21 protein-coding genes are annotated in these 23,776 nt (G+C 69.5%); 5 read left to right on the top strand and 16 right to left on the bottom strand.

Going from position 1 to position 23,776, the window contains the following annotated elements; all coding sequences use genetic code 11:
* Nucleotides 1–6: 6 nt before the first annotated feature.
* Nucleotides 7–4,536 (bottom strand): DUF6531 domain-containing protein, encoded by a 4,530-nt coding sequence (locus PV963_RS26900; protein WP_274818293.1) that lies wholly within the window; start codon nt 4,534–4,536, stop codon nt 7–9.
* Between the two features lie 179 nt (nt 4,537–4,715).
* Between PV963_RS26900 and PV963_RS26895 the strand changes: the two genes are divergently transcribed.
* Nucleotides 4,716–5,075, top strand: a complete 360-nt coding sequence (locus PV963_RS26895; protein ID WP_274818292.1) for a hypothetical protein — start codon at nt 4,716–4,718, stop codon at nt 5,073–5,075.
* Nucleotides 5,076–5,138: 63 nt separating this feature from the next.
* Here the strand turns inward: PV963_RS26895 and PV963_RS26890 are convergent, their stop codons facing one another.
* The 12 genes from PV963_RS26890 to PV963_RS26835 all read right to left on the bottom strand — a co-directional run bounded on the left by PV963_RS26890 (nt 5,139) and on the right by PV963_RS26835 (nt 14,039).
* Nucleotides 5,139–5,366, bottom strand: a complete 228-nt coding sequence (locus PV963_RS26890) for a hypothetical protein (protein ID WP_274818291.1) — start codon at nt 5,364–5,366, stop codon at nt 5,139–5,141.
* A gap of 291 nt (nt 5,367–5,657) precedes the next feature.
* Nucleotides 5,658–6,692, bottom strand: coding sequence for a hypothetical protein (locus PV963_RS26885; RefSeq protein WP_274818290.1), 1,035 nt, complete (start codon nt 6,690–6,692; stop codon nt 5,658–5,660).
* A gap of 5 nt (nt 6,693–6,697) precedes the next feature.
* Nucleotides 6,698–7,357 (bottom strand): hypothetical protein, encoded by a 660-nt coding sequence (locus PV963_RS26880; protein ID WP_274818289.1) that lies wholly within the window; start codon nt 7,355–7,357, stop codon nt 6,698–6,700.
* 71 nt (nt 7,358–7,428) lie between these two features.
* Nucleotides 7,429–7,899 carry a pilus assembly protein TadG-related protein gene (locus PV963_RS26875; RefSeq protein ID WP_274818288.1) on the bottom strand — a complete coding sequence of 157 codons (471 nt, stop codon included), beginning with the start codon at nt 7,897–7,899 and terminating at the stop codon, nt 7,429–7,431.
* Entirely contained in the window at nt 7,896–8,330 is a 435-nt protein-coding gene (locus tag PV963_RS26870; protein ID WP_274818287.1) for a TadE/TadG family type IV pilus assembly protein, read from the bottom strand. The genes PV963_RS26875 and PV963_RS26870 overlap by 4 nt, the downstream gene beginning before the upstream one ends.
* Nucleotides 8,330–8,788 (bottom strand): TadE family protein, encoded by a 459-nt coding sequence (locus PV963_RS26865; protein ID WP_274818286.1) that lies wholly within the window; start codon nt 8,786–8,788, stop codon nt 8,330–8,332. The genes PV963_RS26870 and PV963_RS26865 overlap by 1 nt, the downstream gene beginning before the upstream one ends.
* Nucleotides 8,789–8,852: 64 nt before the next feature.
* Nucleotides 8,853–9,104: a hypothetical protein gene (locus tag PV963_RS26860; RefSeq protein ID WP_010041603.1), complete on the bottom strand. Its 252-nt coding sequence runs from the start codon at nt 9,102–9,104 to the stop codon at nt 8,853–8,855.
* Nucleotides 9,105–9,172: 68 nt separating this feature from the next.
* Entirely contained in the window at nt 9,173–10,096 is a 924-nt protein-coding gene (locus tag PV963_RS26855; protein WP_274818285.1) for a type II secretion system F family protein, read from the bottom strand.
* Complete coding sequence (locus PV963_RS26850; RefSeq protein WP_274818284.1) at nt 10,093–11,043, bottom strand: type II secretion system F family protein; 951 nt, start codon at nt 11,041–11,043, stop codon at nt 10,093–10,095. Before PV963_RS26850 ends, PV963_RS26855 begins: the two co-directional genes overlap by 4 nt.
* 46 nt (nt 11,044–11,089) lie before the next feature.
* Nucleotides 11,090–12,397 (bottom strand): CpaF family protein, encoded by a 1,308-nt coding sequence (locus PV963_RS26845; protein WP_274818283.1) that lies wholly within the window; start codon nt 12,395–12,397, stop codon nt 11,090–11,092.
* Nucleotides 12,394–13,296 carry a hypothetical protein gene (locus PV963_RS26840; protein WP_274818282.1) on the bottom strand — a complete coding sequence of 301 codons (903 nt, stop codon included), beginning with the start codon at nt 13,294–13,296 and terminating at the stop codon, nt 12,394–12,396. Before PV963_RS26840 ends, PV963_RS26845 begins: the two co-directional genes overlap by 4 nt.
* A gap of 17 nt (nt 13,297–13,313) precedes the next feature.
* On the bottom strand, nt 13,314–14,039 hold the full coding sequence (locus tag PV963_RS26835) for a hypothetical protein (RefSeq protein WP_274818281.1): 726 nt from the start codon (nt 14,037–14,039) through the stop codon (nt 13,314–13,316).
* Nucleotides 14,040–14,482: 443 nt separating this feature from the next.
* On the opposite strand from PV963_RS26835, the gene PV963_RS26830 reads away from it, so the two are divergent.
* The 3 genes from PV963_RS26830 (at nt 14,483) to PV963_RS26820 (ending at nt 18,646) form a co-directional block, all read left to right on the top strand.
* Nucleotides 14,483–15,184: a hypothetical protein gene (locus PV963_RS26830; protein ID WP_274818280.1), complete on the top strand. Its 702-nt coding sequence runs from the start codon at nt 14,483–14,485 to the stop codon at nt 15,182–15,184.
* A gap of 161 nt (nt 15,185–15,345) precedes the next feature.
* Nucleotides 15,346–17,400 (top strand): hypothetical protein, encoded by a 2,055-nt coding sequence (locus tag PV963_RS26825; protein WP_274818279.1) that lies wholly within the window; start codon nt 15,346–15,348, stop codon nt 17,398–17,400.
* Entirely contained in the window at nt 17,390–18,646 is a 1,257-nt protein-coding gene (locus tag PV963_RS26820; RefSeq protein ID WP_274818278.1) for a hypothetical protein, read from the top strand. Before PV963_RS26825 ends, PV963_RS26820 begins: the two co-directional genes overlap by 11 nt.
* Here PV963_RS26820 and PV963_RS26815 read toward each other — a convergent pair whose 3' ends face one another.
* Together PV963_RS26815 and PV963_RS26810 are read right to left on the bottom strand one after the other, a co-directional pair.
* The gene (locus PV963_RS26815; protein WP_274818277.1) at nt 18,647–19,825 is read right to left on the bottom strand and encodes an LCP family protein; all 1,179 of its coding nucleotides are present in this window, start codon (nt 19,823–19,825) and stop codon (nt 18,647–18,649) included.
* A 27-nt stretch (nt 19,826–19,852) separates the two neighbouring features.
* On the bottom strand, nt 19,853–21,778 hold the full coding sequence (locus PV963_RS26810) for a glycosyltransferase (protein WP_274818276.1): 1,926 nt from the start codon (nt 21,776–21,778) through the stop codon (nt 19,853–19,855).
* Nucleotides 21,779–22,226: 448 nt separating this feature from the next.
* Between PV963_RS26810 and PV963_RS26805 the strand changes: the two genes are divergently transcribed.
* Complete coding sequence (locus PV963_RS26805; RefSeq protein WP_274818275.1) at nt 22,227–23,168, top strand: hypothetical protein; 942 nt, start codon at nt 22,227–22,229, stop codon at nt 23,166–23,168.
* A gap of 17 nt (nt 23,169–23,185) precedes the next feature.
* Here PV963_RS26805 and PV963_RS26800 read toward each other — a convergent pair whose 3' ends face one another.
* Complete coding sequence (locus tag PV963_RS26800; RefSeq protein ID WP_274818274.1) at nt 23,186–23,734, bottom strand: hypothetical protein; 549 nt, start codon at nt 23,732–23,734, stop codon at nt 23,186–23,188.
* Nucleotides 23,735–23,776 lie beyond the last annotated feature (42 nt).

Genomic DNA, 23,776 nt, shown 5'->3' with positions numbered 1-23,776 from the left:
TTTGCCTCACTTCAGCAGGTCGTAATTGATCGTCCAGCCGTTATCGGACAGCATTTTCTGCAGCCCGGCGTTGTCCTTCAAGCTGGCGACCATATCGGCTATGTGCTGGTCGTACTTCGTGCCGAATCGCGCTCGGATGTCGTCGATGTCCATCTTCATGGCCTCGTCGAACTTTCCCTGGTCGACGAGATCGCGCTGTGCGTTTCGCCATGGTGTGGCCGAGTAGCCACGCGAGTCCGTACTCGAGACGAGGCGGTGATCACGCCGCTCCATGCGAATGGCAGGACCCATATGCTCGGTCAGGCTGAGGTGAGCGTACGCCGCCTTGGCCGGTATGTGGTTGATCTCATTGCCCTTACGCGCGGGCGAAAGCCTCCCGTACCAGCCACCGAGGTCTGTACAGACCAGGCCGAAGGGATCGCTCCACGTGAACGGATTAGGGACATAGGAATAGTTGTTGGGAGCCGCGTTCAGTCCGAGTGGGTCCGGTGATACGTATCGGGCGTTCTCCGCGTCGTAGTACCGCCGGACGTTGTAATCCAGCCCGGACTCGAGGTCGTGATACTGGCCGGGAAAGCCCAGCGGGCACGCTGGTTCCTCCCCCACGGTGTCGAAGGGCACCCCCCAGACGGAGGTCTGGCGCCTCCAGTGAATGCTTCCGTCATCATCGACGAGTTCGGTCGGTGTGCCGATCAGATCGGTGACGATGGCGTAGAACCTGGCGTCGATCTCCTCCTGGTCCTCCGCAATCCCGTCGGACGCCGCGAACACCCGCTCGGTCTGCGCCAGTGGGCGATGCTCGCCTGGCTGCCAGTGCCATGTGGTCACCTTCGCCGCGCCGTCGCCCCGCGGCTGGATCCTTTCCGCGAGGCGGGTTCCCTCCCAGGCGAAGTCGGTCTGCTCGATGACCGTGCCGTCCTGCGTCAACAACCGCTTGGCGATGCGGCGACCATGCGGGTCATACAGGTAGTGCCAGCGACGGTCGTCAGGAGTGACGACATCGGTCAGGCGGTCGAAGGCATCCCAGCGGTACTGCCACGTCCGGGACCCGCCCGACAACAGGCGCCGCGTGACGGACACGACTCGACCTTGGCCGTCGTAGGCGTAACGGGTGCGCCCGCTGCGGCGCAACAGCAGTCCCTCGTAGTCCCGGTCCACGGAAGGCGCGCCGACTCGTCCTCCCTGCTCGGGGACCCCTTGGCTGTTGGCGAGGTTACCGGCGGCGTCGTACGCGTAGTGCTCCTGCCTACGCGGAGAGGTCACGGTGAGAATCCTGCCATGGGCGTCCAGGGTGAACCGGTGACGCCCCTGGACGCTGTCGTCGTTGTCCGTCAGGAAGTTGTCAGGTCGGTAGCCATAGGTTCGCCGCCAGACCTCGCCGCCCGGGCCTTCACTGCCGGGTGTACGTCCGACTGAGTGCAGGACCTGACCGGTGGTCCGGCCGACGGCGTCCCACGACTGGCGGAGCAAGGCCCCCGCGCCCAGCACACGTTCGGTCTCGCGCCCCATGGAGTCGTAAGCAAGCTGAACACTGATGCCGTGGGTGTGCAGCCCTGTCAGCCGGTGGCCCGCGTCGTACTCCCACGCGGTCACGGCCCCCGAGGGGGTTCGGCGGCGTACCCGGCGCCCCATGATGTCGTAGTCGAGTTCCAGCGACCGGCCGTTGCACGTCTCCCGGAGAACCGCGCCGAGTCCGTCCCGCTCGTAGGTGATGACGGCGTCCGGGCCTGCTGCCTCCATGAGGCGGCCGGCCCGATCGTATCGATAGTGGATCACTCCGTCGTCCGTCACCTGGCTCAGGAGGTTCCCGCGAGAGTCGAAGGCGCAGACGAGCCGTTGCCCAGCTCCGTTGATCCGCTCGACGGGTTGCCCTGCCGCGTCGTATCCGTACGTTGTCTCACTGCCGCTGAAATCACGTTCGCACAGCAGACGGCCGGCCGCGTCATAGCTGTACAGCCAACTGAGGCCGAGGGCGTTTGTGACAGCCGTGAGCCGGAGCTCCGTGTCGTAGGCATACTCGATACGTGATCCATCCGGGCACGTCAGGGCGACGGGAAGTCCGAAGGGACCCTGCTCGTAGCGCGTGACGGCGCCTGCCGCGCTGGTGAAGGAGACCGGGTTTCCTGCCGCATCGTGATGCCAGAACTCGGCCGAGCCATCTGCCAGCCGTCGTTCCAGCAGTCTGCCCTCTGGTGTCCACGCGAGCGAGGTGACCGCCCCGCCGGCGTCGGTGATGCGGACCACCTGTCCGAGCGCGTTGCGTTCATAGTGCGTGGTGTGGCCGAGGGCATCGGTGACGGTTTCGGGTAGGCCCGCTTCGTCGTTGACGATCCGATACGAAGCGCCCAGAGGATCGGTGATCAGTGACCTTGCGCCCCTCTCGTCGTACGCGTAGCGGGTCGTGGCTCCGAGCGGATTCACCATCCGTGACAGGCGGCCACGCTCGTCATAGCTGCGTTGCCAGCACGCACCGTCGGCTTCGACGAGGGTGACGGGCTGGTGCTCCTCGTTGTACTCGGCCCGCACGGTGGAGTTGTCGGGCAGGCGTACCTCGATGAGGTCGCCCCGTCCGTCGTAGGTGTAGCAGGTGGTGCGGCCCAGGGGGTCGGTCTCGGACAGCAGCCGGTCGTACCTGTCCCACTCACGCACAGTCGTTCCACCCAAGGGGTCGATCTCGCTGACCACTTGGAGGTGATCGTTCAGTTCGTACGTGGTGGAGTGCCCGAGCGAGTCGGTGTACACGGTCCGTCCAGCCACGTCGTCGTACTGGAATGTGCTGCTGAGCAGGCCGTCGGGGCCGGTCGTCCGCAAGCAGCGGCCTTGGGCGTCGTATGTGTAGCGGAACACCGTCCCGACGCGGTCTTCCCAGCCGCTGATGCGGTTCTCGTCGTCATAGAAGAGTTTCTCCGCGTGGCCGGAGGCGTCATGGACGTGCGTGAGACGCCCCCTCCGGTCGTACCCGTATCGGCACAGCGTCGGAGCACCAGGCGCACTCGCCAGGGCGAACTCGCTGATCCGGCCTGACACGACCAACACGTCGATGCGATACCCACCGCTGTGCGAGACACCCCGGGGCACGCCCTGCTCGCTGTAGGAGACTTCGATCGAGTTTCCGTGACGGTCTGTCATGGCGACGAGGGACAGCTCGGCCGGCCGGTCCGAGGTGACCTGGGCAAAGTGGAGTTCCTGGCCGATCTCCGGCTGATGGACCACCATCGGACTGGCGGCCGTACCGTCCCAGGAGAGCTCCCAGCGCGGCCCCTCGACCGGCATGACGGCCAAGTCCCGCTCAGGGGTGGGGTATTCCAGGACCATGCCGTCCTCGGTAACCAGACGGACACCGAACTGCTCCAGAATCAACCGCTGGTCCAACGTCGAGGTCCATGAACGCCCGAACCAGCGGCCGGCGCGCTGATCCGTGACGTAGTGTCGCCGAAGAATCAACGGGAGGACGCCCGGCAGGAAGACGTCGTCCTCGGACATAACCATCTCACCGGTGGCGACGTCGATCGGATCGCTCTTGCACGTGCGCTTCAGCATGCTCAGGGCGCTCTTGCGCAGGTTACTGCCGAGCCCTTTGGCCATGCCCTTGAGACCGGCCTTGGCAAGACCCTTCACACCCTTGGCGAGGCCGCCCATGGTGGTCAGGCCCTTCATGCCCGGTATGCAGTCCAGCGCGGCAAACCCGACGTCCCATAGGGACGCTTGCCCCTTGGAGTATTTGTAGAGCGTGTCGGCGAGGACGACCGCGGCGGCGATCAGCACGATCGCGCCGAGGATCGGACCACCGATGATCATCGCGACGATACCGACGACCGCGACCACAACTTTGCAGACCGCGACGATGCTGCCCCAGTTGTCCGTGAACCAGTCGCCGACCTCCTCCCACCACGACCGGTTCTGAATACCCGCGTCCGAGGCCTCGTCGATCTTCGACTTCGCCTCGCGGGCCGCCTCCTCGCGCATCTTGCGCGCGTCCTCGGCCATCTTCTTCGCCGCCGCGAGAGCATCCTGCGCGTCGGACACGTCCGACTGAGCCTTGGACTGCGCCGACTTGGCGTGCTGCACATCCCGCGTCGCGGCACGCACCTTCGCCTCGTCCGGCTTGTCCGCGTCGGACTTCCTGCCGGTCGGGTCGTCCTTGTACTTGTCCGCCTCCTTGCCGGCCCGCGTCACCCACGAGTCGGCCGAGGTGAGACGGGACTGGGCCGAGGAGAGGTTGTCCCGGGCCTCACGGCCCTTGACCAGAGCCTTGTCGGCGAGTGACTGGGCGCGCTCCAGCTTCGGCCAGAAGTCCGCCAGCGCGTCCCCGCACATCTCGTAGGACTTCTTCAGCTTTTTGAGGTTCTTCGGGACATCCGCGAAGTCCTCCTTGAAGACGTCCGCCGACTTGCCCGCCCACTCAAGAAGCGTGCCCTCCCCCGCCATGCCCTTGACCAGACGCAGCGCATCGGAGACGTCATCAGCGAAGTCATGCAACTGCTTCGCGAGCGTGCGCACCCGCTGCGGATCACCAGGCGTCGGATCCTTGTCCAAGTCCAGGACATGCCAGTCCGAAGGCCTGTGCCCCGCCATACCGCAACCCCCGTCACGAGCACACCAACGTCAACAACCGTATGCACACGTGAACTTACAAGGCACAACCGTTCGACGGAAAGATCGGCTCGGGGTACGGTTCAGATGAGATCAGGGCGTTGGACGTTGGGGGCTGCCACATGGGCAACGGCAAGAGCGACCTCGCACTCCCGCTGAGCGAGCTGGAGGGCTACGGTCGCCGGCTTCGTTCCATCAAGACCCGTCTGAATCACACCAAGAAGCTCTTCGAGTCCTACAAGGACGACATCGGCGACGGCAGCGTCAATGACGCGCTCGGGGATTTCGAGTCCAACTGGGAAGACGGGCGCGAGGACATCACGCAGCAGCTCGATGCGCTGGCGAGTATGTCCGATGCCGTCGTCCGTGAGTTCAAGAAGCTTGATGACGAGCTTGCCAAGCAGGTCAACGATGCCATGAAGACCGAGGACAAGCGGGGCGGGAAGGGTGGCAAGGGGAACGGTGGCGGCGGTGGTAAGTAAGGCCGCGCCTCTGACGTGAAAAGGCCCCGGATCCGGAGATCCGGGGCCTTTCGCGCGCCTGGGTCAGGAAGCGATCGCGGTGTTGAGGTGCAGGTCCGCCGCGATGCCCTGGGGCGAGGCGGCGAGGCCCACGCCGCCGCCGACACCGGCGTTGACGCCGGCGGCCGACGTCTCGACGTAGAGACCGGCTGCGGCGCCGGCACCCGCGGTGCCGCCCGCCTGGCCGCCGGCGATGGTGTCCAGCTCGGCGTCGGACATGTGGGCGGTCTGGATCTGCGGGGTGAAGGCCATGGAAGGCGGTTCCCTTCGTTTCAATAATTCGAAGTGCTCGAGCGGGACCGATCAAAGCACGTCGGAGGAAGGGTCGGCCAGTCAGTGGTTATCGGGGTGCGATGGATTTCGGTGACCGAATTCATGTCTGTGACCATTCGGTCACCGAAAGGCCCGTCGCCTTCACATGTTCCGCCACTGCGCGGTACCGGTGTGCAATGCACGGCGGGGTAGGTGAGTGGTGCTCAGTTCCTGCCCTGGTTTGTCACGACCTCGCGATGAACGGTGTGCAGATCCGTGGAATGTTCCGGATCAGCGGTTCACCGACTGGATCTCCTGCACCGTCACGTCCTGGGTGGTACCGAATGTGCCGTCGGGGAGGTCGCCGCCCTCGCCGTTCGTGCTCGTCCAGCTGATCTTCCAGGTGACCGTGGCACGCAGCGGGTAGGGGCCCTCGGAGCCGGACGAGCGCAGGTAGCTGACGCCGCAGGGCGGGGTCTGGTCGGCCTTGCCCTTCGCGTACGGTGCGCCGATGCTGCCGTCCTCGTTGATCGCGCATTCCCCGGAGGCGGGGTACGTCTGGGCGTCGGCCGTGCCCGGCTCGATGTGCAGGGAGACGGGTTCGGCGGTGGTGGTCGCGGACAGGCCCGTGCCGGGGAGGCTCGCCGTCACCGAGAGCTTCTTGAACTTGGCCTTGTCGAGCCAGATCCAGGTGGGCAGGTTGACGGTCGACTTGCCCGTCGGAGCCATCTCGATCTCGGTGTCGGGGACGGGGAGTTCGTCGTAGGCGTATTCGGCGAGGACCTGGGGGGAGACGGCCAGGGGCTCGTTGGGGGGCTCGCCCTCGTCGACCCAGAAGGGCGACTTGTCGCAGGACATGGCTTCGGGCTCATCCTTGCGGTTGGGGTTCACCGCGGCCGCCCAGAACATGCCCTCGCCCTGCTTGTCCAGGTTGTAGTTCTTGTACGGGTGCCCGTCCTTGTACCGGTGGTCCAGCGCCTTACCGATGAAGTCCCCGATGCCGTCGAGGAACACGATGCCGTCCATGTCCCGCCACGCTTTGACGGTGGCCTCGATTTCCTTGGGCGAGAATGCCGGCTCGTACCAACAGGCCGGGGGCGTCCAGTTGCTGTTGGTGGAGGACAGGGAGCCGGTCTTGGCAGTGCTGGAGGCACCGTTGACCGTCGTGCGCACCTTGGTCCGGACGGTGATGTTCTGGCCCTTCCTGCCGCCCTGCGCGTCGCCCAGGCTGGCTCCGTCGTCCGTCTTGCTTCCGGCCTGCGCCATCGTCGGCGCGAGGGCCAATGGCAGGGCGAGCAGGGTGGCGATCTGCACTCGCCTGCGCATGCAGGTCACGGCCGGCACTGCTCCGCTCCTCGCTGGGAAGTCACCTTCAGGGCCTGCCAGACGCCCTTGGCGTTCTTCGCCATGCGCGCGGTGTAGGAGACGTAGTCGTCCGCGTCACCAGGCGCCCTCTTGACCTGCTTGCTCTCGCGGTCCTTGCTGTACGACTTCGTCTCGTCGCCGCAGTACGTCACTGTGGCGGACGTCTTGCCGTCCAGAGTGACCTCGCGGTCGTAGTAGCGCGTGACGCCGGTCCACGTCTTTCCGGAGTCGTAGAAGGACTTGACGTACGTAGCGGCAGCGAGCAGGGCGTCGTCCTTGCTGTAGAACTTCAGCGCCGGGTGCTTGTCGGCGTCCACGGTGATGGCCTCGTCGATCGAGTTGATCATCCGCTCGTTGTCCGCCAGCACGGCGTCCTTCGCCGGATCCCCGGTCGTACCGCCCTCGAAGACGTTCTTCACGTCGGACGGCAGCTTGATCTCCGGCCGCTCGATGTCGTCACTCGGGGCGGACGCCGACGGCTTCGTAGACCCCGAACCCGACTCCGCTCCCGCGATCTTGTCCGAGTCCTTCGGGTCCGACGAGTCCGAGCCGCCACAGCCCGTCAGCAGCAGCGCCACCGCCGCGGTCAGGGCGGTCGCGGCCGCCGTGGTCGTGCGTGTGCGCATGGGGTTGTACCTCCAGTGGGGGAATCGTGCTCAGCGGAGCCGAGAGGGACGGGCGACGGGGGCGGCGGGCATCAGCCGACCTCGTTCTCCGCCACCGCCTGTCCGTGGACGACCACGTCGCCGCCGTAGAACATGCCCGTGAAGACCGGGGAGTAGGTGAGCTGCACCTCGACCTGGACCTGCTGGGCGTCCGCCGCCACGCAGTGGGTCGCCGCGATGTCCGCGCCCGTCATGTCCATCTCGCGGGCGAAGGCCTTCACGCGGGCGTTGCAGTTCTCGAAGTTGATCGGGGCGAGGCCGCCCTCGTTCTCGTAGAGGGCGTCGCGGTCGATGTCCTGGGCGGCGAAACGGGCCGCCTGTTCCGCGATGTCGGCCGCCCGTTCCCGCTTGGAGATGGACAGGCCGCCGTCGATGACGAACGCGGACAGGGAGAGGAAGACCAGCGCGAAGATGATGACCGCGCCGGCACCGGAGCCCTGGTCGTCCAGGTGTGCGCGACGGTCCGCCCACCACGACCGCCAGTAGGGCGGGAGGTGTCTCACGCCGACCTCCGGAACGGGTCGAGCGGGGAGCTGAAGCTCGCCGTCAGCGTCGTCGGGACGTCGAGGCCGAGCATGGCCAGGCCCCGCACCTGGCAGCTCACCTCGACGGTGAAGATCGTGTCGGGCTCGAAGCCCTGGCTCGTCTGGACGACCGACACGGGGCCGGAGCAGACGTCGGCCAGGTTCGCCTCGGCGGCCTTCTCGGCCTCGGCCATGGCGGTGGCGTGGTCCTTCTGGATCGAGCCCGCGCGGGCCGCGTCCCGAGCCGCTCCGTCGAGCGCTCCGCGGCCGTCGACGAGCTGGCCGAAGGCGACCAGGACGAGGATGAACAGGATCATCACCGGCGCGAGGATCACGACCTCGACCGTGGACAGGCCTCGGTCGTCGGCCCGACCGCTGTCCTTCCGAAGAGCCGGAGGAGACGGAGTCATCAGTTCTCCTCCTGTACGAACCGTTCCACCGGGCCGGCCGACTGCGCGTGCACCGTGAGGTCCAGCCCCGGGAACACCGTCGGCACCCGGGCCGCGATCTCCACACCGACCGTGTTCTGGTCCGGCTGGAGCATCTTCACGTCCGGCGCCAGCACCAGTTGCGGGCCCAGCTGGCGGATGTAGCTGTCCACCACGTCCTGGGCCTCGCCCCGCCACGCGCCCGGCCGTTCGTCGGCCGTGGCACGCGCCTTGCGCGCTCCCGCCTGGGCCGCCGCCTGGGCGACGTGGTCCGCGAAGAAGTACAGGGCGAACTGCACGGTCGCGAAGATCATGAAGAACAGTACGGGAGTGAGCAGCACGAACTCGATCGCGGTCATGCCGGAGTCGCCGCGGGCGGCCGCCGCTCTCCGCGCGGCCCGCACCCTGCGGCGTATCCGTCTGCTCACGTCTGCCGGCATCCCCGTGAACCCCGTTGTCCGTACGACTGTCCTGTGACTGTCCCTGCGCCTGTTCCTGCGACGGTCAGCAGGTCTTGCCCGCGTCCGCGCCCTTGATGCAGTCGCCGACCTTGTTGGCGCCCTCGCTCAGCGCGGCGTTGATGATGGCGGCCACGACACCGACGATCGCCACGACGACCGCCGAGATGATGACCCACTCGACCGCGGAGGCACCGCGGTCCAGCTCGCCGGAGCGGGCGCGCTCGGTACGGGCCTGGAGGAAGGTGACCAGGAAGTCCACGGCCGGGATGCCCGTGTGGAAGTTGCGTCCGTTCATGACGTCTTGTCCTTTCGAAATCGGTTCCGGGAAGTTCTGGAGTTGTGAAGGTCGGCTCACTGCACGGCTCACTGCACCTGGAACACCCGCATCGCCGCCGGAAAGATCAGGAACACCAGGAACCCGGCGCACAGCAACAGCTGCGCCACGAGCATCGACTGGGACTTCTCACCCGCGCTGCCCTCGATCTCCGCGAGCTCCCGGTGCCGCATGGTCTCGGCCCGGGACGCGAGGGACTCGCGCACCTTCGCACCGTCGTCAGCGACCAGGGCCAGGGAGGCGGAGAGGTCCTTGAGTTCCTCGACGCCGATCTCCTCGCCGAGCTGGCCGAGCGCCTGCCACTGGCTGATGCCGGTGATGCGGGCGTCCGACAGGGCGTTGCGGATGCGCTGGTTGGCCCAGCCGTCGGAGATCTCGGCGGCCGCCATCAGGGCCTCGGGCAGACCGCGTCCGCCGGCCAGGCTCATCGACACCAGGTCGAGGTACGCGCCGATCACGCGCCTGAGGTCGCGCCGCTTCTGGGCCGCGTCCCGCCGTACCTCGAGGTCGGGCAGGAAGAAGAAGATCACCGCGAAGAGCAGCGCCAGCCACACCGGGATGATCGGGCTCCGGCCGACACCGAGCGTGTAGACGATGGCGAACAGGAACGGGCCGAAGAACAGGCCGGCCACGCCCAGCAGCACCTTCGTCGCCAGGAACTTCTCCCAGCTGCGGTCCAGGACCGCCAGGTCCGCGCGCAGCGAGCGCTGCTCCCAGCCCTGCTGGAGGTAGAACTCGGAGACGCGCAGGCCGACTTCGGCCCGCAGCGCGCCGAAGCGCCCCTTCTCCCGCTCGGTGCGGGCCGACTCGTAGGCCGAGCCGCGGGCCCGCATCGCGTCGATCCGCGCGACCTGCGAGATCGCGCTCCGCTTGCTGGGCATGAGGGCGCGGACGAGGGCGTAGACGCCCAGGCCGATGACGGCGCCGACGACGAGCGGCATCGTGAGGTTCACCGGCGTGCCCCCTCTTCCTGCGGCAGCTGTTGCTGGGACTGCTGCGACGGCGTCCTGGGACGGACGAACTGGACGGCTGCCTCGTCGCGGACCAGGAAGCGTTCGGGCGTCTCGATGGTGGACAGCTTGCGCAGCCACCAGAAGCCGAGCGCGAACAGGCCGCAGACACAGGCCAGGACGAGCTGGCCGGCGGCGGTGCCGTACGGCTCCACGAAGTCACGGTTGAAGATCGACAGGCCGAGGACGAAGGCGATCGAGACCGCCACGACGATCTGCACGGACCGGCGGGTCGAGGCGCGCTGCGCCATCACCCGCTGGCGCATGTCCACTTCCTCGCGCGCCGACTTCGCCAGGGCGCCCAGCACCTGGCGCAGACCGGGTCCGCGCAGGCGGGCGTTGAGGATCAGGGCCGCGACGATGATGTCGGCGGAGGCGTCGTCGATCTCGTCGGCGAGGTGCTGGAGCGCCTCCGGCAGCGGGGTGCGGGCGCGCAGGCGGTCGACGAGGGCGTCGAGGTGGGGGCGCAGGACCGGGGCGGCTGCGCGGGCGGAGGCCGGGATGGCCTGCTCCAGGCCCACCGCGCCGGCGATGGTGTCGCGCAGCGACTCGGTCCAGGAGGCCAGGGCCTCCACGCGCCGCATGGCGGCCCGCTCCTCGCCGGCGCCGCCGAACAGGCGGTCCCAGAAGAAGACGAGGACGCCGGCCGCGATGCCCGCGACCGCCCAGCGGGTGAGGACGAGGACGACCAGGCCGACGATCGCGGCGAGCGAGCCGCGCTGGCCGGCGAAGCGGATCAGTTCGCCCCACCGCTCGGCGGCCTTCTGCTTCTCGTGGTCGGGCTTGACGGGCAGTCCGCGTACGGCGACGAGGAGAAGGGCGAGGCCGCCGCCGACGGCGACGCCACTTCCTATCGAGTACAGGACGGTGGTGGAGAACAGGCCGCCCATGGAGCCGAGCGAGCCGAGTGCTGCGAGAGTCGTGTTTATCCCCGGCTCACCCCCAGGTCCCGGACGGCCGGTAGCCGTGTGCCATCAGTTCCTCCAGGCAGGCTAGGGGGGCGTGCGGCACGATCCGGCCGTCGGGGGCCTCCGCGAACACCTCGCTGGACAGGACGCGTCCGTCGACGCCGTTGACCTCGCGGACGGAGGTGACCATGCGCTGGAGACGGCCGCCGTTGCCGAAGTCGTTGCGCCGCTGGATGAAGACGACGAAGTTCACCGCGCCCGCGATCAGCAACTGGCTGGCCTCGATGGGCAGCCGCTCGGAGGCCTGCAACGCGTAGGTGGAAATACGGTTGAAGACCTCGCTGGAGCTGTTGGCGTGGATCGTGGACAGCGAGCCGTCGTTGCCCTGCGACATCGCGTTGAGCATGGTGACGATCTCGTCGCCGAGGACCTCACCGACGATGACGCGGGAGGGGTTCATACGCAGCGAGCGTCGCACCAGTTCCGCCATCGAGATGGCGCCCTGGCCCTCGGAGTTGGGCAGGCGCTCCTCGAAGGCGACGACGTTGGGGTGCAGGTCGGGGAAGGTGTCGAGCCCGAGCTCCAGGGCCCGCTCGACGGTGATGAGGCGCTCCTGCGGCGGGATCTCGTTGGCGAGGGCGCGCAGGAGCGTCGTCTTACCGGCGTTGGTGGCGCCGGCGATCATGATGTTCTTGCGGGCGCGGACCGCGCAGGCCAGGAAGTGGGCGACCTCGGGGGTCAGCGTGCCGTTGCCGACGAGGTCGGAGATGAACACCTTGCCCATGCGCGCACGGCGGATGGACAGCGCGGGGCGCCGGGCGACGTCCATGACGGCCGACAGACGCGAGCCGTCGGGGAGTCGGAGGTCGAGCTGCGGGTTGGCCGAGTCGAAGGGACGGGAGGACAGACCCGAGTACGCACCCAGCACCTGGATGAGCTCGATGAGCTCCTCGTCGGTCTCGGCGACGGGGTCGCCCTTCACCTCACGCCCGTCGGCGTAGCCGACGAACACCTGGTCGCACCCGTTGATGTCGATGTTCTCGACCTCGGGGTTGTCCAGCAGCGGCTGGAGCCGGCCGACGCCGAACAGCGCCGCGTGCACGGCGGCCGCGTACTGCTCCTCGGTCTCGGCGTCCAGCGGCGTACGGCCCGCGTTGATCTCGGCGCGGGCGTACTCCTCCAGGATCTGGGCTATGACGGCACGGGCGTACTGCCGTTCGTCCTCCGTGGACATCGGAGTGACGTTGTTGATCTGGTCCTGTCGGCGCTGCTCCGCGATGCGGTCGCCGGCGTCCTGGCGGAACCGCTTGACCAACTGGTGGTCGACAGCGGTCATGTGCCTGCCCCCGCGTGGCCCTGCATCTGGCCCGGGTGGTTGTGCTGGACGTGGTGGGCCTGCTGAACCTGGTGGGCCTGGTTCGCCTGGGCGGAGGCGGCCCAGGCGGCGCCGTACTGCTGGTAGAGGTCGGCGGCGACCTTGCGGGCCGAGCGGATCAGCAGCGACTTGTCGAGACGTCCGCGCTTGCGGCCGGCCAGCTGGTCGGCGCCGGCCGGGTCGTCGGCGATGGTGCCGACGACGCGGGCGCCGGTCTGGGCGTGCACGAGCATGTCGTTGACCTGCGAGGCGAGCTTGCCCGCGGTGCCCGTGTCGGCGATCAGGACGACGCCGATCACCGGGTTGGCGAGGCTCGCGGCACCGCGCGGGCCGCCGTGCAGCTTGCCGGCCAGGGCGGCGGCGCGGTCGCGGACCCGGGCGATGGCCTCCGGCTCGGTGCGGGAGAGCAGCAGTACGAGCGAGGCGTGCGGGAACAGCTCGACGGCAGGGGTGTCCCCGCTGATGCGTCCGCAGTCGGCGATGACGTCGGCGGCGGCGTTCGGGGAGTCGGCGAGGGAGGCGAAGGCGTGCCCGAGGGTGGGCCACAGCCCCGCGAGCCCGGCGGCCTGCTCGGCGATGCCGAGCCCGACGAGCACCTCCAGTCCCCCGCTCAACGGCTGTACGTGGTCCCAGAGCTGGTCCGGCACGAGTCCGCGGCGCGCGGTCGCGGCGATGGACAGCATGCCGGTGTTGGGGTTGAGCGGTCCGCCGTGCGCGGCGGCACTGCGGTAGACGAGGTCACCGCCCGCCGGGTCCGTCTCGGCGAGCAGGACGCGCCGCGGCCAGACCGCCGAGAGTGCGACGGCCGCGGTGGTGACGCCGGGGGAACCCTTGTCGGCGGCGAGAGCGATGAGCGCCATGGGGTGGGTGCCGCCTTCTAGTTGCCGGGGACGTGCACGATGGCGACTTGGTTCGCGGCCGCCGCGGAGGCGAGCGCGGCCGCGTCGGCCTCGTCGACGAGGACGGTGAGCGAGAGGTTGCCGGTGCTCACGGTGGCGTCGCTGTCGTCCTCTACGGTGTTCACGCGCGCGTTGTCGACGATGGCGCCGCCGGAGGACGAGGTGCCGCTCGAGCTGGTGCTGTCGTCGGTGCTGTTCGAGGGGGAGCCGCTGGTGCTGACACGGTAGGCGGAGACGACGTCACCGGCCTTGATGTCGGACGGGTACTGGCCCTCCTTGAGGGCGAGGCCGACGGCGGCCTTGCCTGCGGGCAGGCTCGCCTTCTTGGCGAACATCTCACCGACCGCGAGAGTCCCCGGGTAGATCGTGGACTTGGCCTTGTACGTCTGGATGGTCTTCAGCTGCGACCACTCGACGTAGTGGATGCTTTCGTCCGCGGCGACCATGACGGAGGTCACGTCGCTGTCCTTGAGGGACTCCCCGGCCTGGACCTCGTTCGTCACCTTGACGACCTCGATCCGGTCACCGGCCTGGAGCACCAGCATCGTCGCCCCCAGCGCACCCACCAGGATGAGCAGCACCGCGAGCGCGGCCAGTGCCGGTTTGCGCTCGCGAGGTGGTGTGGGAAGCCGGTCACCGACCGACGGCTGAGCCGGAGCGGCGGAACGACCGGCGCCCGCCCCCGTACGCTCTTGGATCTTCACGCAACCGCTCCCCGTACACCCAAGAAGTTATTTACCAAATAGGACACTTCGCACTTCTCGGCCCGTTGGATTGGTGCCTGAGCTGGCCGAATAGCCAGCGCCGAAGTGAGTGTCAAGCCATGGCACCGTATCAGCCGCACATAAGCCCCTCAAGGCGCGTCCGAACTCAGAGAACGCACCAACCGCACCGTTATCCATCTGCAACTTCTGGCAGGCAAACGCCCGTTGCGACAAAGGGCCGAACTATCAGGTCAGTGTGCTGCAGCGAACTCGCCGCGGCAGCGGGTGCGCACCCACCCTGGGGCGGTCAACACCTCCCGGCCATCATGCCTGCACGATTCACACACAAGGCGGGAGGTTCCCAGTCGGGAGCGGACAGTGGGTTCAGTAGAGTGCGGCGGCGACCTCATCTCGGTCACCATCCCCCCAGGAGGAGTCCCCCCGTGAAGCGCGTCACCCTGGCAGCCGTCTCCCTCTTGGCCTCGGCCTCCGCACTGACCGCCTGCTCCGGCAGCGAGGACGCGCCCGCCAGTTCGCCGTCGGCGCCGAAGGCCAAGCCGGTCGCTCCGGCGCAGCGGCTGGCGAAGGTCATGGTGACGAAGGACGACCTGCCCGGCTACAACGTGTCCAAGCCCGACGCCCAGTACGCCTTCGCCAAGTCCTCGGACGAGGTCACGGTCGACAAGCCCGGCTGCACCCCGCTGGCCTACGCGATGAACCAACTCCCACTCGGTGAACCGCAGGCCGACCTCACGCACAGTGCCGGGGCTGGTTACGGCAAGGAGATCACGTCCATCACTCTCGCCTCGTACGAGCCGGCGGCCAAGGCCGAGTCGGTGTTGGCCGGTTTGGCGAAGGCCGTGTCCGAGTGCGGCGACGGTTTCACCGCCAAGGCGGGCAAGAACACCTCGGCCTACGACTCGGTGACCGCTGAGAAGGGCATGACGACCGGTGCTGTCGCCTTCCGGTCGACGATGACGTTCCGGGGTGTCACCCACACTCTGCACACCGAAGCCGTCCGCCACGGCGACGTGCTCGCCGTCTACTTCTCGGCGAACGGCTTCGCCATCGCCGACGGCATCCGGCCCAGCGACGCCAAGATCCCCCCGAACATCGTGAAGGCGCAGAACGCGAAGCTGGGCTGAGGCCGGCCGCCCCTACGAATCCTCAGCCACCGGCACCAGTCCTCGCCCCTCACGGCGCCACCCGGGATCGGGCCGCGCCGCAACCAGCCGACCTGTAGCACTCGCGAAGCCCCGAGTAGAGTGCGGCGCGGACAGTGATCGGACCGCGGGGGGCCACACCGGTGAGGGCAGTCACGGCAAACGAGTCCTACGCAGGGCAGACATGGGCCAGCAGCGGTGGCCGAACCCGTGCCCTCCGGCTGTTTCTCGCCCTCTGGGCGCTGACGGCCGTCTTCGCGACCGCCACCCCGGCGCGAGCAGCGGACACGATCCCCGCCACCCAGGCCGCCTACCTCGCCGACCGCCTCCGCGAGAACCCGGTCCACGTCACCGACCAACTCCCCCGCGAGGTCCCACGGTCCACCGCCCCCGACTTCGCCAGGCTCGCGAAGAAGACCGGCGTCCCGACCTACGTCCTGGTCCTGCCCGTGCAGAGCGGCACGGACGGCAAGCAGCTGCTCGGCGCGGTGCACGACCGGCTCGGGCGCGACGGGCTGTACGTCCTGTTCGAGGGGACGGATCTCGCGGAGGCCACGGCTTACGGCGTCCGCGCCCCTGCGGACGCCGCCGCCACTGTCGCTCTGTACGAACTCCCCTACGACGCGGGCCCGTTGCGCAGCTTCGAGCGCTTCGTCGACGTCATCGCGCAGGGCGGCGAGAAGGCCACCGCCCGTGCCGAGGCCGCTCGCGAGAAGTACCGGGACGACGAACCCGCCGAGATGCACATCGGCCCGTCCGACCGCCGCAACCAGTCCTTCCTCACCGGGGGCCTGCTGACCGGCGTACCACTGCTGATCGTGCTGGGGGCCGGGTACGTGCGGCGCCGGCGTCGGCGTGCCGGGGCCGAGCGGCGCGTCCCCCGGTGGGTCGTGCCCGGAGCGGCCGTCCTCACCGCCGCGGCGATCGCCCTCACCGCTCACGTCGTCTTCGACCAGACCAAGTCGAGCGCGGCCGAGCCGCCGACCCCCGCCGATCTGTCCGCCCGGGTAGAACGCGTCGCGGCGGGTCTGAAGCAGGACCCCGTCTACGCCGACCCGGAGAGCCCTCGCGTGCTCGACTCCCGCCAACTGGACCGGCTGCACGACCGGATCCGGGACTTCCGGCGCTCCGACGGCGGCGGCCCGGTATACGTCTCCCTCGTGCCGCAGACGCCCGAGAGCGAGTCGGCCGGCGACTCGGGGCTGTTCGCCGCGGCGGTGCACGCCAAGGTGGGCGAGGACGGGGTGTACGTCGTCGCCGATCCGGACGACGGCACGATCGACGTCTACAACCACGGGCTGCGGCTGGACTCCAACCGCCTGTCCTTCGACCTGCCGGACTCCGTCACGTTGGGCGACAGCAGGGCGGACGAGGCCGACGACCACCTCCTCGGCGAGCGCCTCGACACGCTGATGACGTTCCTCGACAAGACCCCGCGCACGGACCGGCCGCAATCCGAGTCCGCCCCGGCTCCCGCCCCGAGGGCCGCCGACGAGAACACCCTCCCTCCCCTGTTCGCCACCGACTTCTGGCCCGGCCTGTTCGTGGGCGCCTTCGCTGCACTCCTGTTGTCCGGTGTGGCGGCCGGGCTGACGTGGGGTTTCGGCGGCCTGCTGCGGTGGCGCTCTCCCGCCCCCGAGCCGACCCACCGCCTGCCCCTCACGGCCCCGACCGAGCCGTCGGCGTCCTACCTCCGGCGAACCGCCTACGCCGAACTCACCACCCTCACCGAGGAATTCGCCGACCGGGACGAACCCGGTCCCGCCTGGGACCACCTCGACACGGCGCTGCTCCTCGTCGACGGCGACCTCGACCAGGTCAGGGAGTCGGGCACCGACCCCGCGACCCTGGTCGCGGTCATCGTGCTCGCTCGAGCGGGCCGTGCCGCGCTCGCCGGCGACACGACAGACCTGTGCTGCGGCGTCAACCCCCTGCACGGGCCCGGCGTCAGCCGCCACCACGTCCGCGTCTCGACCGAGGGTGTCGCCCGCCGCCTGCTCCCCGTCTGCGAGTTCTGCCGCAACACGGCCATCGCCGACCCGAGCGGCATCCCGGGCAGTTTGCTGAAGCTGCCCGACCCGTCCTCGGGCAACAACCGCCTGCCGTACTACGACGTGACCGACGGCCCGCTGACCGCATTGCCCCACGGAATCGCCCGGCTCGTCGACAAGGTGAGGGAGACCGCAGGTGTCCACTGACGTCAAGCGCCTGATCACCGTCCTCGCGGCGCTGCTGCTGGCGGCGCTCACCACGGCCACCGCCCGGGCGGCCGAAGGCGACGGCGACGGCCCGAGCGCCGGGCAGCGCATCGCGAGCGCGTTGCGCACCTCCCCCGTCTACGTCGACGACGCCTACACCGATGCCGTACCACCGTCCCGGCAGCGGCAGTTGGCGGACCGGATCCGCAGCACGGGCCTGCCCATCAAGGTCGTTCTCACACCGCTCACCAAGGGCGACGAGTTCGACGGCGACTCCGAGGTGCTGGCGGGAATCGTCCGTGACCGGTTCCCGGACCAGCGCGAACTCATCGTCATCACGACGGACAGCGACTTCCCCGACTCCCTGGAGGGCTACGAGTGGCCCGCCGACACCCACCAGGCGCGTGACGCCGTGGCCGCCACCGGATTCCTGGACGAGATGCGGAACGCGGGGCTGGCCGACCTGACCGCGAAGGCCGTGGACCTGGTGGCGGAGGGCAAGGGCCGGCAACGGTACGAGGAGGCGATCAAGGAGCTGGACGGCTCGGCAACCCCCGACGCGCAGGCCTCCGAGTCACCGGCGTCCGAGTCGTCCTCGGACAGCACCGGGGGATGGTGGCTCTGGCCGCTCATCGCCGTACCCGCCCTGGCCCTGACCGCCCTCGCGACCCGCGCCCTGGCCCGTTCCCGCAGGACCCCCTCGGCCGTCCCCCAGCTGGTGTTCGCGACGGCCCGGGCCGCCGAGGATGCGCGGCTGCGGCGGCAGGCCGAGGCGGAGGTGCTGGCACTCGGCGAGGCGACCCAGGCCGCCGCCGACACCACGACACCCGACCTCCAGCGCGCCCTCGACGCGTACGCCGCCGCCGGCAAGGTCCTCGACGAGGCCCGGGGCCTGCCGGATCTGGCGGGCGTCCTGGCCCTGGCCCAGGAGGGCCGCGACGCCCTCGCCGGCGCCCCCGGCCTCCCCCTCTGCTTCTTCGACCCCCGGCACGGCCGCGCCGCCCTCCGCACCGGTTGGCGACGGCTCGGCCACCGCGAGCGGCTCGACGTGGCGGTGTGCCAGGAGTGCGCGGACGCGCTGCAGGGCCGCCGGGCGCCGGAGGTGCTCACCGACACGGACGAGGACGGCCGTACCGTGCCCTACTTCGAGCTGCCGGCCGGGCGGAGCGTGTGGGCGGCGACGGGGTACGGCTCGCTGATGTCGCCTCTGGCCGGTTTCAACACCCGCCGTGCCAGGACTGGTTGATCAGCCGGTCGGCCGGTCCTCCCGCAATGCCGTGAACAGGGCGCGGGCCCGCCGGTCGTCCCACTTCACCGCGCTGCCCTTGGACGTACGCAGGTCCGGGTCGGCCACGGGCACATTGAGCTGTCTGCCCCCGCCCGACGCGGCCTTGCGCATGGCCTCGAACAGCGACATGAGGTCGGGCAGCTCCGTGCCCTCGTCCACGATGAGCGTGTCGAGGCCGGCGCGCAGGGTCGGGAAGGACTTGGACGGATCGGCGAGGGTGGACGGGGTGGCCGCCTTGCGGGCGAGGGCGGCGAGGAACTTCTGCTGGTTGCGGGTGCGGCCCAGGTCCCCCTCGGCCTCCTGCTTGCGCTGCCGTACGAAGGCCAGCGCCTCGGCGCCGTCGAGGGTCTGGCAGCCGGCGGGCAGGTCGGCGCCGGAGTCCTCGTCCCGTACGGGCTTGTCCAGGCACATGTCCACGCCGCCGACCGCGTCCACCACCCCCACGAAGCCGGCGAAGCCGATCTCCGCGTAGTGGTCGATGTGCACACCGGTGTTGCGTTCCACGGTCCGCACGAGCAGGTCGGGACCGCCCAGGGAGAACGCCGCGTTCAGTTTGTCCGGCGCGGCCCGGTAGCTGCGGCCGGTGTCGGGATCGACGTAGGGCGGGAGGGTGACCCACGAGTCGCGCGGCAGGCTGAGCATGGTGGTGCCGTTCGCCCCGGTGTGCAGCAGGATCAGCGAGTCGGTACGGCGGCCGTCGGTCGAGCCGGTGTTCAGGTCCTTCCGGTCCTGCTGCGACAGTCCCTCGCGGCTGTCGGAGCCCACGACGAGGTAGTTGGTGCCCTCGCCGCGCGGCACCCGGCCGGAGAGCGTGTCGAGGTCGACCTGCTGGTTGAGCCGGGTGTCGGCCCAGACGTACGTACCGGCACCGGCGAGCAGCAGGACGGACGAGAGCACAGCCGCGGTACGCAGGAACCGGCGGCCCTTGCCGGCGCGGCGCCGCGGGTTCCTGCTGCCACCCCGCCGCCCACGCTCGTGGACGCTGCTGTCGTAGCGGCCGGGCGCGGCCGGCGAGGGCATGCCGGGCAGGGGCGCCGTGCGGGTCGACGGCGGAGGTGCCAGGAGGGACGGGGGCGGGACGCTTCTCGGGTCCTGCCCCGCCTGGTGGTCTCCCGGAGGGTCGGTCCAGTCGTTCATCGGCCCTTCCCGCTGGTTCAGTGGGGGTCAACGCATGGGCACGCTCCTATACGGAACGGGCCCGCCGATCTGTTCAGCGGCCGTCCCGGAGCGCTTCATCCGCTGCCACCTCAGCCGGCTGCCGAGCAGCAGCGCGACGAGCGACTGGATGACGACGAGATACATCAACTGCCGGTAGACGACGATCTGGAACGGCATCGACCACAGGGCCCGGACCGGCTCGCCGTCCAGTCTCAGCGCGTAGCCGGAGCAGACGATCTGCACGCCGAGGAACGCGAACCACACCGCGGCCGACTCCCACGGGTCGCGGAACAGCACGCCGTACAGGGCGTAGACGTCGATGACGGGCGCGAGCAGCGGCAGGGCGACCTGGAAGAGCGCGAGGTAGGTCAGCCCGCGCCGCCCGAACCGCCCGGCAGGACCGGTCCCGACGAGCGCCCCGCGATGCTTCCACATCGCCTGCAACGTGCCGTAGCACCACCGGTACCGCTGCCGCCACAACTGCCTGAGAGTGGTGGGCACTTCGGTCCAGGCGACGGCGGACTCCTCGTACAGCACCCGCCAGCCGGCCCGCCACAGGGCCATCGTCAGGTCGGTGTCCTCGGCGAGGGTGTCCTCGCTGACCCCGCCGACGCCGATCACCGCGTCCCGGCGGAAGGCCCCGATGGCGCCCGGGACGGTCGGCATGCACTCCAGCACCTCGAACATGCGCCGGTCGAGATTGAACCCGAAGACGTACTCGAGATGCTGCCAACGGGCCAGCAGACTGCGCCGGTTGCCGACCTTGGTGTTGCCGCTGACGGCCCCCACGGCGGGATGCGCGAGCGGCTGGACGATCCGCTCGATGGCATCGGGCTCGAAGACGGTGTCGGCGTCGACCATGACGACGATGTCGTACCGCGCGTGGGCGAGCCCGGTGTTGAGGGCGGCGGCCTTGCCGGAGTTGGGCTGGCGGACGACCTCCACTCTCGCGTCCCCCATGTTCTCGGCGATGTCGGCGGTCCGGTCGCTCGACCCGTCGTCGATCACGATGACCTGGAGCTCCCGATGGGTGGAGTCGAGCAGCGACCGCAGGGTCGACCCGATCCCGGCCTCCTCGTTGTACGCCGGGACGAGCACGGTCACCGGCCCGGACACCTCACGCATCCAGGGCGCCCCGGTCCGGAACCGCTCCAGCCGGCGCACATGTGCCCGGGCGAACAGGGCGAGCAGCAACAGCCGCAGCACGCCGAGCCCGCCGGCGACACCGAGGACCCAGATCATGGCGGTGGAGAAGGCCTGCCCGAGACGCGTGACCTGGATCAGCCCTGCGCCCAGCCACCGTTCGACGACGGACGGGGACGCGTACGGAACCAGCCCGAGCCCCTCGGACACGGTGGTGAACCGGTCGACGGCCCGGTTCTTCAGCAGCCTGCGCGCCTCCACATAGGCGCTCTCCGTCTGGCTGAGCTGCCGCACGATCCCCTGCGCGGGCTTGCGCGCCCCCTTGTCGGCGGCGACGAGCACGTACCCGTACCCGGTGGCCCGCCGCGCCGCCTGCCACTCGCGCCCGCACAGGGTGTCGGGGGTGGTGGTCCGCGGCATCCGCAGCAGATTGGTGCGCACTCCGGTGGCGCCGGCCAGTGCGCTCTGGGTGAGTTCGAGCTCGGACCGGAAGCGGGGCGCGGACGACTCGCCCAACACCGCACCGGTGTACGTGTTGGACCCGATCTCATGCCCCTCGGCACGGATGCGCCGGATCAGCTCCGGATGCCGGGCCGCCCGGGCGCCGTGCACGAAGAAGGTCGCGCGTGCCTGATTGCGGCGCAGCAGATCCAGCAGCCGCGGGGTCCACACCGGGTCGGGCCCCCCGTCGAAGGTGAGCGCGACGGTCCGGGCGGGCATCGAACCGGACCGGATCCCGTCCCGGTTGATCCCGATCACAGGCCCGCCCTTCGCGACGGCCTCCGGCACGGGAGAGGCACAGGGCGTCCGCGTCTTCGCGGCGTCGACCTCGTGCTGGGTCCAGCCCTCGAAGATCAGGAGGGCGAAGACGAGGGGGAGGGTGAGGGCGAGTAACAGCCAGTGGGCGCGGGGGTCTCGGGACTGTTTGTGACGGGCTTTGTTGCGGCGGGCCGGCCTGTGGGGGGCTTTGGCGGGGGTCAGGGGACGTCACCGCCCCCGGGCTCCGACCACGCGCTGACTCCCGCGCCTGGCGCGGGCCGTCTTCTCCAGAGGCCTTCGTCAGAGCCTCCGTGCGAACCGGACACGCTCTTCGTGTTCACGCTGCGGGAGTTACGCATGGGGCGCGAGTGTAGTTTCGGAGCTCTGGCCGTATGGGCGGAACGGCGAGCTTCACAGCTTCACAGGCATTACGGGCTGTGCGGGCTGTGCGGGTTTCACTGAGAGAGGGACGGGACGGATGGCCGCGGGGACGAGCACAACGACGAGCGAGACATCCACACCGCGCGCCAAGGCCGCGCGGATCGCGGCGGGCGTCACGGCAGCAGTAGCCGCCCTGGTCATGGCACTTCTGCTGACGTCGTCCCCGGAACGATTCGGTCTCCCGCCCTCCCCGGAACTCTTCGAGAGGGTCCGCGCCGAGGATCGCGCCTCAGAGGCCTTCATCTTCGTGTGGGCCTTGATCGCCATCCCCGTCGCCGGCCTCCTGCACACTCCTCTGGCACTCGCACGACGTGCCAGGATCGGCGCCGGCTGGGCACTGATCGCGGCCTACTGGCTGTACGTCGTGGTGACCGCAGGGGTGGCGTGGAACGTACAGGGCTTCTTTCCCGCTACCGACGCGCCCGGCAAGACCGGGGGTTGGTTCGGCGCGGCGATCATGATGGTGATCGGCCCGCCGTTGTTCGTGGTGGCCTCGGGCGGGGTGTTCCGTCAGGTACGGAACGGCGACAGCACTCCAGCCGCGCAGATCCGAGACCAACTGGCTGCCGTCACCGTGCTCTGCTGCACGTTCATCGGCGCGGTCACGGGCCTGACCGTGGGCTTCACCTTCGACTTCCCCCAGGACGGCTTCCCGGCCATGTTCCTGCCGGGCGGCCTCCTCTGGGGCGCGCTGGCGGGCGCCGCCCTGGGCATGCGCTCCGGCGCCCTGATCACGAACTCGGCGGACAGCCGCCGCAGGATGACCGACGACGCCAAGTCATTCGCCCGCACGGCAGCGGCGATGCTGACCTGCTGCCTGTGCGTGTCCCAACTGGGCTGGCTCCTGCCGGAGTGGGCGGTTGCCCTGGTCGGCCTTCCGGCCCCGTACGTGCTGTTCGTGGTGGCAGGGCGTTGTGAACGGCTAGGGCGGTGGGTGGAGCTCAGGCAGATCGAGGTGCCGAAGGAGGCGATGTACTGAGCGCGGGGTCCGTCCGCTCATGCCGGGACGTACTCCCTGTCCCACCGACTCTGCCGCACGCCGCCCCATGTTCCCATCACGACCGCGAGGCCGAAGAGGACCGCGAGAAAACCGGCGTTCGAGCTGCGCTCCACGTCGGCGGTCGGACTGGCGACGCCTGCGGGGTCGTACCGAACACGCAGGTTGTAGCCCGACTCCACCCAGTCCCTGCACCCATCGCCTTCCGAGAGCGCGGGAGAGATCTCGCGGCCGCCGACCGTCCGCAGGTCACAGTAGTTGGTCTTGCCGCTGTCCTTGCGCACGACCACGGCGTCGGCCCACTCGCCCCGCCCCGCCAGGGCAACCTGATCACCGGCCCCGTTACCGAATACACCCAGCCCCACTCCCGCGACGACGGGAACGACGAGCTGCCAGGCGACCTTTCGCTGCTTGCGCGGAACCCTCCGCAGCAGCAGGACCGGCACGAGAACCGATGCCAGCGGCAGCACGATCCAGGCGAGGAGCAGAGCCACCGAGCGCAGCGGCGCCCACAACGGCACGACGGGGCCGAGCCAGGCGAGCCCCAAGGAGCCACCAGCGCAAGCAAGGTTGAACACCGACCACCGGAG

Origin of the sequence: Streptomyces coeruleorubidus (assembly GCF_028885415.1) — a bacterium.
Taxonomy (GTDB): Bacteria; Actinomycetota; Actinomycetes; order Streptomycetales; family Streptomycetaceae; genus Streptomyces; species Streptomyces coeruleorubidus_A.
This window is presented reverse-complemented; position numbering and strand designations above follow the sequence as displayed.